Genomic DNA, 12,838 nt, shown 5'->3' on the forward strand with positions numbered 1-12,838 from the left:
TTAGACGTGTCCCATCGCGTTTCGGTTGGCGTTGCGGATGTAGAAGAACCAGCAGACCGCCAGCATCATGACGTAGGCACCCACGAATCCGTAGAACGCCGGGGTGTAGGAGCCGCTGGCGGTGTTCGAGGCGTTGAGTACCTGCGGGATGACGAATCCGCCGAAGGCGCCGATGGCCGAGATCAGGCCCAGGGCCGAGGACGCGAGCCGCTGGGTGGTGACCGTGCTGGCACCGGAGCGGGCGGCCCGGCTGGAGGTGGCGAAGATGACCGGGATCATGCGGTAGGTGGCGCCGTTTCCGAAGCCGCTGGCGGTGAAGAGGAGCAGGAACAGGACCAGGAACAGCCAGAAGTTCTTCAGCGGCAGGGTCCAGATCATGGTCAGGGTGATCACGGCCATCGCGCCGAAGGCGGTGACGGTCATGCGGGCCCCGCCATTCCGGTCAGCCAGGCGTCCGCCGTAGGGGCGGGCCAGTGAGCCGACCAGCGGGCCGAGGAAGGCCAGGGACAATGCCACGGTGCCGACGCCGATTGAGGAGAAGGCCGGGAAGTAGTCCTTGATGAGCTTGGGGAACACGCCGGCGAAGCCGATGAAGGAGCCAAAGGTGCCGATGTACAGCAGCGCCATGATCCACAGGTGCGGTTCCTTCAGCGCGGCCAGTGAGCCCGCGACGTCGCCCTTGGCGCTGGTGAGGTTGTCCATGTACTTCCAGGCGCCGAAGGCGGCCAGCAGGATCAGCGGTACCCACATGAAGCCGGCGACGGGCAGGTTCACGGTGCCGGCTGCCAGCAGGGTGATGGCGATCGGCACGGCCAGCTGTGCGACGGCGGCACCGAGGTTGCCGCCGGCGGCGTTCAGGCCCAGGGCCCAGCCCTTTTCCCGGGCGGGGTAGAAGAAGGTGATGTTGGCCATCGAGCTTGCGAAGTTGCCGCCGCCGAATCCTGCCAGCGCCGCCACGAACAGCATGACGCCGAACGGGGTGCCCGGGTTGGCCACGCACAGCCCCAGGCCCACCGAGGGGAGCAGGAGCAGCAGGGCCGAGACGATGGTCCAGTTGCGGCCGCCGAAGCGCGGCACCATGAAGGTGTAGGGGATCCGGAGCGTGGCGCCCACGAGGCTTGGCATGGAGATCAGCCAGAAGATCTCATTGGTGGAGAACTTGAAGCCGGCGGAGGGAAGCTGGACCACCACGATCGACCAAAGCTGCCAGACCACGAAACCCAGGAACTCGGCGAAGATGGACCAGTTCAGGTTGCGGCGGGCGATCGAGCGGCCGGCAGACTCCCACTGTTCTTTGTTTTCTGCATCCCAGTTGGCGATCCAGCGGCCGGGCCGGTGGTCGAGGGTAAGGGTGCCGCCGGTACGGGTGGCATCGGCATCTACGGCGCCGATTTCGGCGGTGCGTTCAGCAGTCACTTGGGAGACCTCCTTGGGGGTGTTGTCCTTCAAAGGTAGGGATCCCGCGTTTCAGGGACGGTCGCCGTTTATTAACGCGCTGTGACTTTTGCCTATCGGGGCCTTTATTACGGTGTGAGAATGGGTGTGACGACCACCACGTGAGACGACGACACGGCGTCCAAATAGCGGAACATTTGTCCATTGACTGGACGGTGGGAACTATTATCAGACATATACGACTCCCTATCCGGCGGCCCCGGGCATCGGGCTCTTGGGGAATTTCCGTCCGGTCTTCATGAAAGCGCTACTACATGTCATCCACTGCAACCTCCTCGGAGCATGGGTCCACGAAGCAGGTGAATTCGCGCGGCCGCGTGATTGTCGCCAGCCTGATCGGCACCACCGTCGAGTTCTATGACTTCTACGTGTACGCCACTGCTGCCGTGCTGGTCTTCCCCTCGCTGTTCTTCCCGGCGCAGAACGAAACCGCCCAGCTGCTGGCATCCTTCGCTGTATTCGGTGTCGCGTTCATCGCCCGCCCGCTCGGTTCTATTGTTTTCGGCCACTTCGGCGACAAGTTCGGCCGCAAGGGCACCCTCGTGGCCTCGCTGCTGACAATGGGTATTGCTACCTTCCTGATCGGCTGCCTGCCGACGGCGACCGTACCCGGCTGGCAATTCTGGGCTCCGGCCCTCCTGGTCGTCATGCGCTTCTTCCAGGGCCTTGCCCTTGGCGGCGAATGGAGCGGTGCGGCACTGCTGGCCACCGAGAATGCCCCCGCGAACAAGCGGGCCATTTACGGCACCTTCCCGCAGCTCGGTGCCCCGATCGGTTTCATCATCGCCAACGTGATCTTCCTGGTCTTCAGCTACACCCTGACGCCGCAGGCCTTCATGGACTGGGGCTGGCGCGTGCCGTTCCTGCTCAGCGCCGTCATGGTGATCATCGGCCTCTACGTCCGCCTCAAGCTGATCGAAACCCCGGCGTTCACCAAGGTCATCGAATCCAAAGAGGTCGCCAAGCTGCCGCTGGCCCGGGTCTTCAAGACCAGCTGGCGCCACCTGATCCTGGGCACGTTCATCATGCTCGCCACCTACGTGCTCTTCTACCTGATGACCACGTTCACGCTCACCTACGGAACCCGCGCCTCCAGCCTGGATGCCGCCAAGGCCGCGGCCGAGAAGGCAGGCAAGCCGATGAGCGAGTCCGCGGCCGCCGCGTTCGTCCCCGGCCTGGGCTACACCCGCAACGACTTCCTCTGGATGCTGATTGTCGGCGTCGTGTTCTTCGGCATCTTCACCCTGGTCTCCGGCCCCCTGGCCGAGAAGTACGGCCGCCGCAAGATGCTCATGGTGGTTACGACCGGCATCCTGGCCTTCGGCCTGCTGTTCGTCCCGCTGTTCAGCGCAGGGTTCGTGGGCACCATGGCACTGCTGATCATCGGCTTCTCCCTGATGGGCCTGACCTTCGGGCCCATGGGTGCGCTGCTGCCGGAACTGTTCCCGACCAACGTCCGGTACACCGGCTCGGCCATCAGCTACAACTTCTCCAGCATCCTGGGTGCGGCGGTGGCTCCGTTCATCGCCGTCTGGCTCTGGGAAGTCGGCAAGGGCAGCCCGGCGCTGGTCGGTGTCTACCTCGCCGTCATGGCCGTGTTGACGCTGATTGCCCTGTTCGTTAGTAAGGAAACCCGCGATCTGGACTACGAGAACAACGTAGCCTGACGCTCCAGCGAAGCTGCTGACGGAAATGCCCGGTGTGTTCGTCGAACACACCGGGCATTTCCGTGCCTGCTAGCTTTCAGCTCTCCTAGCTCGCGTAGCGTTCCACGAAGTTCCGCAGGATCTTCATTGGCTCCGTCGCGGTGTACCGGCGGGCGTCCTCCATGAGCATTTCGGCCGATTCCGGCGGGAAGTAGCCGGCGTGGCGGTAGATGTCGATCCTCGTGACGAGCCCCTCGGCGTCGAGTTCGGGGTGGAACTGGGTGGCGTACAGGTTGGTCTTGATCCGGAACATGTGCACCGGGCAGGCGGCCGAGCTCGCCAGGAGTACAGCGTGGGAGGGCAGGACGGTGCAGGCCTCCTTATGGCCGGTGAACGCTACGAAGCTCTCCGGCAGTCCGCGCAGGAGGGGATCCTGCAGCCCTTCGGCCGTCAGTTTGATGGTGACACCGCCCAGGCCTTCACCGTAGGTCCGGTCGATCACGGCGCCCTGGTGCAGGCCGAGCGTTCCGACGCCGTAGCAGGCACCGAGGAACGGGAAGTCCTCGGCCACGATCCTGTCCAGCAGTCCGGCGAGTTCGCGCTCCACCCGGTGCTGGGTGGCGCTCTTGTGATCGGCCGGGTCACTGGAGGTGAAGGGACTGCCGCCCACAATGACGCCCGAATAGTCGGACAGCTCCAGTGGGGGGAGCGGGGCGGCTTCCATCCGGATGCGGTGCAGCTGCTCGGGCTCGAGCCCGCAGTAGCGCAGATAGGCGCGGTATTCGTCCTCGGCGGCGGTTTCTTCCGCGCGCGAGGCGAGGAGCAGGAATGGCTTCACACTCCAAGTTTCCACTGGCCGGTCACGGAGGCGCCAGAGGCGCGCCCGTGACCGGAGTGGTCTTACTGTCCTGCTGGTTCTTTCTACTGTCCGCCGTGGCTGACGGTCACTCGCCGTCTTCGATCATGGCGATCACAGCGCCGGCGGACACGGTCTCGCCGGCAGCCGCGGTGAGGCCCATCACGATCCCGGCGCGGTGGGCGGTGAGCGGCTGTTCCATCTTCATCGCTTCGAGCACGACGACGAGATCGCCCTCGGCGACCGTGGCGCCTTCGGCGACGGCCACCTTCACGATGGTTCCCTGCATGGGGGAGGTCAGCGCGTTGCCGCTCGCAGCCACGGTGGCGCCGCCGCCACGGACGCGCTTCTTGACCTTGGCCGGCTTGCCGCCGCCCGTACCGCCGGACGTGCCGGTGCCCAGCGACGCCGGCAACACCACTTCGAGGCGCTTGCCGCCGACCTCGACCACCACCCGCTGGCGATCGCCGCCGTCGGGCGTTTCAGCGTCGGTGCCGGTGGGGGTCCAGGCCGGAATGTCGTTGACGAAGGCCGTCTCGATCCAGCGGGTGTGCACCTTGAAGGCGCCCTCGGCCGGGGCGAAATCGGGATTGGACACAACCGCGAGGTCGAACGGGATGACGGTGGGGATGCCTTCGACCACCATTTCCTCCAGCGCACGCCGGGACCGCTGCAGGGCCTGGGCGCGGGTGGCGCCGGTGACCACCAGCTTGGAGAGCATGGAGTCGAAGTTTCCGCTGATGACGTCGCCCTGCTCCACGCCGGAATCGATGCGGATACCGGGGCCGGTCGGGTTCTTCAGCGTGGTGATGGTGCCCGGGGCGGGCATGAAGTTCCGGCCCGGGTCCTCGCCGGTGATGCGGAATTCGATGGAGTGGCCGCGGACTTCGGGGTCGTCGTAGCCGAGTTCCTCGCCGCGGGCCAGCCGGAACTGTTCACGGACGAGGTCGATCCCGGTGACTTCCTCGGAGACGCAGTGCTCCACCTGGAGGCGGGTGTTGACCTCGAGGAAGGAGATGGTGCCGTCCTGGCCGACGAGGAATTCGCACGTGCCGGCGCCGAGGTAGCCGGCTTCCTTGAGGATGGCCTTGGAAGATTCGTAGAGGCGCTTGTTCTGCTCTTCGGTGAGGAAGGGGGCAGGGGCTTCTTCGACGAGTTTCTGGTTGCGGCGCTGGAGCGAGCAGTCGCGGGTGGAGATCACCACGACGTTGCCGTAGGCGTCGGCGAGGCACTGGGTCTCGACGTGCCGAGGGGCGTCCAAGAAGCGCTCGATAAAGCACTCGCCGCGGCCGAAGGCGGCAGTCGCCTCGCGCACGGCAGATTCGAAGAGTTCGGGGATTTCCTCCCGCGTGCGGGCCACCTTGATGCCGCGTCCGCCGCCGCCGAAGGCCGCCTTGATGGCGACGGGCAGGCCGAACTTGTCCACGAATTCGAGGATTTCCTCGGCGGATTCGACCGGGTCGGCGGTGCCGGGGACCTGCGGGGCGCCGACCTTCTCGGCGATGTGGCGGGCCTGGACTTTGTCGCCGAGGGCCGAGATCGCCTCGGGGGAGGGGCCGATCCACGTGATGCCGGCAGCGATCACCTTGGCGGCGAACTCGGCGTTTTCGGCCAGGAAGCCGTACCCGGGGTGGATGGCGTCCGCGCCGGACTGGCGGGCGACGTCGATGATCTTGTCCATCACCAGGTAGGACTCTGCGGCGGTGTTGCCACCGAGTGCGTAGGCCTCGTCGGCAAGCCGCGCGTGCAGGGCATCGCGGTCGGGATCCGCGTAGACGGCCACCGAGGTGATGCCTTCATCGCGGGCGGCGCGGATGATGCGCACCGCAATTTCTCCGCGGTTGGCGATCAGCACCTTGCTAAGCGGGCGGCTGCCCGCGGTTGCAGATGACTGTGTTGATCCCGGCACGGTGGTGGCGGACTGCTCCGAATTTGCTGACAAGGCGTCTCCTTCTTTCCTTCAGGGAGCCTAGCGCGGTTTTGTGGGTTCCGCCGATATTACTTGCGGATTCCGCGCGTAAACGGCCCCTCCTTTGTAGGGTTGCCACAAAGAGAGGCGAAATGGCTCACTCGGTCCCCACTTAGTCCCTACTCGGCTTTCACTCCGCTTTCACTCGGCGCGGACGTCCGCCGGGTCCACGGCCCCGCCGGTCCAAAGCTCGGTGATGCCCACATTTGCCTGGCTGAGGAGCGCGCGCAGAGTGGAGATGGAGAGCCCGACGACGGTGTGGGGATCGCCGTCGACCTTGCGGATGAACGCCCCGCCGTAGCCGTCGATCGTGAAGGAGCCGGCGCACTGCAGCGGCTCGCCGGTGGCGATGTAGGTGTCGATTTCCTCGACGCTCATTTCCATGAAGTGCACTTCGGCGGAGGATACCGAGCCCAGGGTGGCGCCGGAGCCGCGTGCGGTGAGGTCGCCGTCGTCGTCTGTGTCTTCACCGTCTGTTTCTTCACCGTCGGTGTCGCGGCAGTCGACGAGCCAGTGGCCGGTGTGCAGCACGCCCATGCTGCCGCTCATGCGCAGCATGCGCTCGCGCGCGACCTCGGCCGTGTAGGGCTTGCCGTGGGCCTCGCCGTCGAATTCGAAGACGGAATCGCAGCCAATCACGATTGCGCCGTCGGCCTCGGGCAGCGAGGCGACGGCCTCGGCCTTGGCCCGGGCGAGCAGCAGGGCCGTGTCATGCGGATCGGTGACACCATAGCGGGCCTGGACGGCGTCCTCGTCCACATCCGAGACGAGGACCTCGTGCCGGATCCCGGCGTGGCTGAGCAGCTTGGTGCGGGCGGGGGACTGGGAGGCAAGAATGAGGCGGGTCACGGGTCCAGCCTAATCCACCGCCCCAAAGCAACGCGGGGTCACTTAGCGCCCATCCGGAGGGCGGTTTCTAGTGACCCCGCGTTGGTTCGGTGGGCGACCTCTGCAGCAGTTGGAGTCCCGGGTGGGCGCCCGGCCGGGACGGAAGACTCTATTTGCAGATATCTGGCCGTGGTGGAGTTGAACGGGGATCCTACGAAGAATCGAGCAGCCCATGGCCGGATGGCTGGCGGCAAGCGTTGGCATAGTTGGTGTCGGGACATATTTTGGCTGGGATGGCTTCATCATCCAGTCCGGAAACCTGATAGTGATCGTGGTGATGATCATCTTGTTCGTCCTGGCCTTGGTCCTGCCTTTTCCCGGCGGGAAGCGGCGGAAATGACCGCCCATGCCACACCGCGGCACCATGCGCCGGGCGATGAAACCGACGCCCACACCTGGACCGGCAGGGCCCGCCGGTGGCTCCTGAGAAAGCTTCCCCCGGACAAACTCTTGCCCGAGGACCAGCCAAGCTTCGTGGCATCCTGGGCGTACGTATTCGGCATGGGGGCCATCGCATCCCTGCTGTGGATCATCGTTTCCGGGATCGTGCTGGGAATGAACGGACCCCAGTGGTATCACGTTTCCTCGCTGGGGAGCTTCGTCAACAGCACCCATTTGTGGAGCGTGGAGCTCTTCTTCATCTTCATGGTGGTGCACCTGTGGCTGAAATTCTGGATGGCGGCCTGGCGCGGGGGCCGGGTCCTGACCTGGATCACCGGCGTGATCTCCTTTGTCGTTTCCATCGTGGCGGCCTTCACCGGGTATCTGCTCCAGACGAACTTCGATTCGCAGTGGATTGCCTTCGAAGCGAAGGATGCGCTGAACGCGGTCGGAGTAGGCGCTTGGTTCAATGTGGCCAACGTCGGTCAGCTGTTCGCCTGGCACGTCACACTGCTGCCCTTGGCCGTGGGCGCCGTGGTGGTCCTGCACGTCCTGCTGGTCCGGGTCCATGGCGTTGCACCTCCACTGGATGCCGCGGAGTCCGATGCCCAGCTGCTTCACAACCGCCCGGAGGCGGCCGAACCCAGGGGCACAGTGCAATGACCAGGAAAAGCAGCAGTACCTCTTGGCGGAAGACGGACGATGTTGCCAGTCGGCCCTGGACGGGCAGCGTTCGCGAATATGACCTCATCAAGGAACTGATCATCGGCGTGGTGGTGGTCGGCCTGCTCGTGCTCGGTGTATCCGCCATCTTCGGGTCCCCTGATGAACCCAGCGTCAGGCTCAAGGCGTGGGCCACGGCCGCCCCGGCGGATTTCGTTGGCACTGCAGTAAAAGAACTGGCCGGCACGAGCGATACTGCTGGATATGGGCCGCCCTACAACTCGACTCCGGACGCGTCGCAAAGGATCGGCCCCGTGGACCTTCAAAGCCTCTCCGGCGTTCGCCTTCCAGTTGATACCGCCAATGACTTCGTGATCGCCCCGCTTGCGACGCTGCCGTCGCCGCCAGCAGGACTGGAACGTTGGGCGGAAGCCACGGATCAGCAGCGCTCAGGCTGGGCAGCAGCCTATTCCGACGCCCTCGCCGCTGCGCCCGATAACGACCCGGCCAAGGTAGCCGACGGCGACTATGGCCCGGTCCCTGCACTGACGGGAGCGCTGCTGGACATGGCGCGCCAAGGCAGTCTCGATGGCGTGCTGCAGAACGACGGAAACTTCTACAACATGGACTACACGCGCAGCCTGCTCTTTCTGGGAGACGGCGGGTACTTCCCGGATCTTGCGGCCAGCCAACACCTCGCCGGGGATCAGTGGGGGGTGATGAACGAAACCGGCGATACGCCAGGGCAGTCCTGGTTGTGGCTCTTCTCGCTCCTTTACCAGGTGGAACCGTTCAAGTCCTCGCCTAATGCCGATGCCCTCGTCGTCGTCACGATGCTCGTGCTCACGGCATTGCTGGCCTTCCTGCCGTTCATCCCCGGACTGAGGTCGCTGCCGCGGGTGATCCCCCTTCATCGCCTGATCTGGAAGGACTACTACCGCAACCGTTGAGTCCGCAGGCAAGCTGTGACCCCCGGCATCGGAGAATCCCGGGGATGCCCGCAGCTCCGGCGTCGTAGTCCAACGCGGGGCCGCTTAGCGCCCATCCGGAGGGGATTTATCGGCGCTAAGTGACCCCGCGTTGGTTCAGCGTGCGGCGGTAACGTCAGCGCGCTGCGACCTCTTCAGGCTCGGCTTCGGGTGAGGCCGCCGCGGCGGGCGCCGGCTGCCGGAGCTTCGCACCCTCAACATCGACGTCCGGCAGGATCCGGTTCAGCCAGCGGGGCAGCCACCACGCCTTGTCGCCGAGCAGGTACATCACGGCCGGGACGATCGTCATGCGGACCACGAACGCGTCCACCAGGACACCGAAGGCCATCGCGAAGCCCAGCGGCCGGACCATATTCAGGTGCGAGAAAATGAAGCCCGAGAACACGCTGACCATGATGATGGCGGCCGCGGTAACCACGGACGCGGCATGGCTGAAGCCGGTGCGGACGGCGTGTTTGGCCGATTCGCCGTGCATGAACGACTCACGCATGCCGGAGGTAATGAACACCTGGTAATCCATGGCCAGGCCGAACAGCACGCCGATCAGGATGATCGGCAGGAAGCTCAGCACGGCGCCCGGATTTTCGACGCCGAACACGCCCCCGAGCCAGCCCCACTGGTAAACCGCGACGACGGCTCCGAAGGCGGCCGCCAGCGAGAGCAGGAAGCCGCCGGTGGCCAGCAGCGGCACGACGATCGAACGGAAGACGAGCAGCAGCAGGATCAGGGACAGTCCGACGACGATTGCCAGGTACGGGGGCAGGGCGTCGCCGAGTTTGGTGGACACGTCGACGTTGCCGGCCGTCTGGCCTGTGAGGCCGATGCTCACGCCGGTGGAGTCCTTGATCCGGCTCTTCTCGGCGCGCAGCTCGGAGACCACCTTGACCGTGCTGGCGCTGGCGGGGCCCTCCCGGGGAATGACCTGGAAGACTGCGGTGCGGCGGTCCTCGCTCAGCGCCACCGGAACGGCGGCGGTGACGTTGTCCGTGCCGCGGAGGATGTCGGCGACGTCGAGCTGCTTTGCCGTGGCTTCGGCTTCGGTGAGGCCGGCGGGGAAGTCGCCCACCACCACGATCGGGCCCGTCATGCCTTCGCCGAAGCTTCGGCCGGTGACGTCATAGGCCTTGAACGCCTGTGACTCAACGGGCTCGGACCCGCCGTCGGGCAGCGCCAGCCGCAGCTGGCTGGCCGGCAGCGCCACGATGCCCAGCAGCAGGACGCCGGCGAGCAGGGACAGGACCGGGTGCCGGGTGACCAGGCCGCCCCAGCCGCGGGTGCTGCGGCGTTCGTCGCGGGCACGGTCCTCGCGCTCGTGGCCCGGGGCGGCGTTGTGCTTCTCCGCCTTGGCCCAGGCACGGCGGGAAATGAGCCTCGGGCCAATCAGGGACAGCATGGCCGGAGTGAGGGTCAGGGCCACGACGACGGCGACTGCCACTGTTGCGGCGGCGGACAGGCCCATGACGGCCAGGAAGGGAAGGCCGGGTATGACGAGGGCCGCGAGGGCGATGATGACCGTCAGGCCAGCGAAGAGCACCGCGTTGCCGGAGGTGCCGGTGGCGAGGGCCACGGATTCCTCCGCGTCCATGCCGGCCAGGAGCTGGCTGCGGTGCCGGTTGACGATGAAGAGCGAGTAGTCGATGCCGACGGCGAGGCCCAGCATGAGCGCCAGCATCGGGGAAATGGAGCTCATGTCGATGGCGCCGCTGAGCGCGAAGGTGCCGCCGACGCCCACGGCCACACCGACGATCGCCATCAGCAGGGGCAGGCCGGCGGCGATCAGTGTTCCCAGCATGACGATCAGCACCAGGGCGGCGATGGCGATGCCGAGGATCTCGGAGATGCCGAAGAGTTCGGAGACGTCCTCGGTGATTTCCTTGCTGGCCAGCGCGGTCACGCCGGCAGAAGAGACTTCGTGGGCGATGTCCTGGACCTGCTGGCGCACAGCGGGGGCCAGCCCGTTGATCGAGGTCTTGAATTGGACCTGTGCAATCGCCGCCGTGCCGTCCTCGGAGACGAACCGCATGCCCTGGGAGGCCTCCAGCTGGCGCTTGGCCAGATCAAGCTTGGCCGCGCCCGCGTCGAGTTCCTTGGTCCCGGCGTCGAGTTTTTCCTGGCCTGCGGTGAGGGCGGCCTTCTGCTGGCCGAGCTGGGCTGCGATGGCCTCCGGGGACATGCGCGCCGCGGTCATCTGCTGCTCCGCGGCGGCCAGCTGGGACTTCCCGGCGGCCAGCTGGGTGGCCGAGGCATCGAGCTGCGCCTTGCCTGCCGATGCCTGCTGCTCGCCGGCTGCCACGTCCGTGACGGCCTTGTCCAGCTGGGCCTGGGTAGCGAACGGGTCCACGGTGCCCTGAACATCGGGCAGGGTTTTCAGTTTGGCCAGGGCGGCAGAGACTGCGTCCTTGCCGGCCTGGGTGAACTGGCCGTTCTGCGACTGGAATACGATGCCGGCCGAACCGCCGGAGGACTTGGGTAGCTCCTGCTTGAGCTTGTCGGCCATCTGCTGGGTTTCAGTGCCGGGAATCTGGAAGTTGTTGGACATGGTGCCGTGGAAGGCTGCCGCGGCTCCGCCGACGGCCACCATGACGGCGAGCCAGAGGGAGATGACGAGCCAGCGGCGGCGGTAGGAGAACTTGCCGAGACGGTAGAGCAATAGGGCCATGTCAGTGCCGATCTGGGGAAGGGGTGGCGGGGGAGTGGGACGCGAAGCCGGAGCCGAGGAGGCTCATGGAGTCGATGAGGAGCTGGCGCAGGATGGACAAGGAAGCCGGACTGAGGTCGCCGCCGCAGCGGGCGAACCAGACGTCCATGGCGGCCTTCCCGCAGGAGATGATGGAGCCCGCGAGGGCGCGGAGGTAGAGTTCGTCGATCTCGATGCCGGGGCCCTGGGCGAAACGCTCGCGGGCGGCGTCGATGATCTCCACAGTGCAGTGGTCCCAGGCTTCAAGCTCGGAACGGCTGAGCATGGGGTTCGCCTGGCCCATGCTGTACAGCTCGGCCAGGGGAGCCACGGTCATGGGGTCGGCGAGCTCAACCAGGGCGGCCCGCGCGGATTCCAGGATGGGCTCGCCGGCCGGGCGGAGCCGGAACTGCTGCAGTGCCGTGTCCAGGAACCCGTGGGTCACCGAGGCAATGACCACTTCGGTGCTGGCGAAGTAGTTGAAGAACGTGCGCCGGGATATCCCTGCGGCCTCGGCGATGTCCTCCACCGTGAAGTTTCCGGGACCCCGGGTGCGGAGCAAGTCCATGGCGGCGTCGATGATGGCCTGACGGGTGGCCGCCTTGTTTAGTTCGCGACGGCTCAGTTCGCGGCTCGAGGGTGGTGCGGTATCGGGTCCGCTGGAGGAGGCAGCCTGGGCGGCGGCAGGAGATGGTTCTGGGGTCACGCGCTTACACTACGTGCATATTTGCACTCTGCGCAAGTATCTTTTTCGAGGGAGCCTGAAGCCGGAAATCAGGGCTTGAGCTGCGGCGCAGTGTCGCCGGAGTTGGTCAGATAGATCGACTGGCCTGTGGCGCCGGGCTGATCCTGGGACAGCGGAATCGCAAAAACGGCAGTGCCGTAGGCGCAGATCTCCGTCCAGTTCGCCCCGATCGCTGACGTGTCGAAGCGCATGGCGACGATGGCGTTCGCGCCGCGCTGCTCGGCCTCGGCCACCATCCGGGCCATGACGTCCTGCCGGCTGTCGTAGAGCGCCCGCGTCATTTCCAGCACCTCACCGCCGCCGAGGGAACGGAAACCGGCCATGACCTGGGCGGTGATGTCCCGGGAGCGGACCGTCAGGCCCATGACTTCGCCGAAGACTGCGTCGATCCGGTGGCCTGGAATGTCGTTCGATGTGACGATCAGCATGCCCAGAGCCTATCCACTTTTGCCGCCCGCATTTCCCTGTGAGATTCACAGGAAAGTGAAAGGTGGGAAACAGCTATCTCTGCTGGGGCGGGTGCAGACTAAAGATGCCCGTGGAACAGCCTTCCCCGGCAGAACCATTGG

At 65.8% G+C, this 12,838-nt stretch carries 11 protein-coding genes; 4 read left to right on the forward strand and 7 right to left on the reverse strand.

The genetic code is table 11. From position 1 onward, the window contains the following. Nucleotides 1–1,416: an MFS transporter gene (locus AB4089_RS10845; RefSeq protein ID WP_441409294.1), complete on the reverse strand. Its 1,416-nt coding sequence runs from the start codon at nt 1,414–1,416 to the stop codon at nt 1–3. 293 nt (nt 1,417–1,709) lie between these two features. Here AB4089_RS10845 and AB4089_RS10850 point away from each other — a divergent pair, with 293 nt between their 5' ends. Continuing rightward, a complete protein-coding gene (locus AB4089_RS10850; protein WP_441409295.1) occupies nt 1,710–3,122 on the forward strand; it encodes an MFS transporter in 1,413 nt (470 codons plus the stop codon). Between the two features lie 85 nt (nt 3,123–3,207). Here the strand turns inward: AB4089_RS10850 and AB4089_RS10855 are convergent, their stop codons facing one another. The 3 genes from AB4089_RS10855 to AB4089_RS10865 all read right to left on the reverse strand — a co-directional run bounded on the left by AB4089_RS10855 (nt 3,208) and on the right by AB4089_RS10865 (nt 6,775). Then, nucleotides 3,208–3,939: a glutamine amidotransferase gene (locus tag AB4089_RS10855; RefSeq protein ID WP_441409296.1), complete on the reverse strand. Its 732-nt coding sequence runs from the start codon at nt 3,937–3,939 to the stop codon at nt 3,208–3,210. Nucleotides 3,940–4,045: 106 nt separating this feature from the next. Continuing rightward, entirely contained in the window at nt 4,046–5,866 is a 1,821-nt protein-coding gene (locus AB4089_RS10860; RefSeq protein ID WP_441409498.1) for an acetyl/propionyl/methylcrotonyl-CoA carboxylase subunit alpha, read from the reverse strand. Between the two features lie 201 nt (nt 5,867–6,067). Then, on the reverse strand, nt 6,068–6,775 hold the full coding sequence (locus tag AB4089_RS10865; protein ID WP_441409297.1) for a Maf family protein: 708 nt from the start codon (nt 6,773–6,775) through the stop codon (nt 6,068–6,070). Nucleotides 6,776–6,986: 211 nt separating this feature from the next. Here AB4089_RS10865 and AB4089_RS10870 point away from each other — a divergent pair, with 211 nt between their 5' ends. From AB4089_RS10870 to AB4089_RS10880, 3 genes are read left to right on the forward strand one after another with little or no spacing between them, the layout of a single operon-like run. Further along, nucleotides 6,987–7,154, forward strand: a complete 168-nt coding sequence (locus AB4089_RS10870) for a hypothetical protein (protein ID WP_441409298.1) — start codon at nt 6,987–6,989, stop codon at nt 7,152–7,154. Next, complete coding sequence (locus AB4089_RS10875; RefSeq protein WP_441409299.1) at nt 7,151–7,858, forward strand: cytochrome b N-terminal domain-containing protein; 708 nt, start codon at nt 7,151–7,153, stop codon at nt 7,856–7,858. The genes AB4089_RS10870 and AB4089_RS10875 overlap by 4 nt, the downstream gene beginning before the upstream one ends. Further along, entirely contained in the window at nt 7,855–8,808 is a 954-nt protein-coding gene (locus AB4089_RS10880; protein WP_441409300.1) for a hypothetical protein, read from the forward strand. Before AB4089_RS10875 ends, AB4089_RS10880 begins: the two co-directional genes overlap by 4 nt. A gap of 154 nt (nt 8,809–8,962) precedes the next feature. Here the strand turns inward: AB4089_RS10880 and AB4089_RS10885 are convergent, their stop codons facing one another. From AB4089_RS10885 to AB4089_RS10895, 3 genes are all read right to left on the reverse strand, one after another. Beyond that, entirely contained in the window at nt 8,963–11,506 is a 2,544-nt protein-coding gene (locus AB4089_RS10885; RefSeq protein ID WP_441409301.1) for an MMPL family transporter, read from the reverse strand. A 1-nt stretch (nt 11,507) separates the two neighbouring features. After that, on the reverse strand, nt 11,508–12,230 hold the full coding sequence (locus AB4089_RS10890) for a TetR/AcrR family transcriptional regulator (RefSeq protein WP_441409302.1): 723 nt from the start codon (nt 12,228–12,230) through the stop codon (nt 11,508–11,510). A 68-nt stretch (nt 12,231–12,298) separates the two neighbouring features. Then, nucleotides 12,299–12,697 (reverse strand): YbjQ family protein, encoded by a 399-nt coding sequence (locus AB4089_RS10895; protein WP_441409303.1) that lies wholly within the window; start codon nt 12,695–12,697, stop codon nt 12,299–12,301. Nucleotides 12,698–12,838 lie beyond the last annotated feature (141 nt).

It is taken from the genome of Arthrobacter sp. 2MCAF15, assembly GCF_052115605.1.
GTDB lineage: Bacteria > Actinomycetota > Actinomycetes > Actinomycetales > Micrococcaceae > Arthrobacter.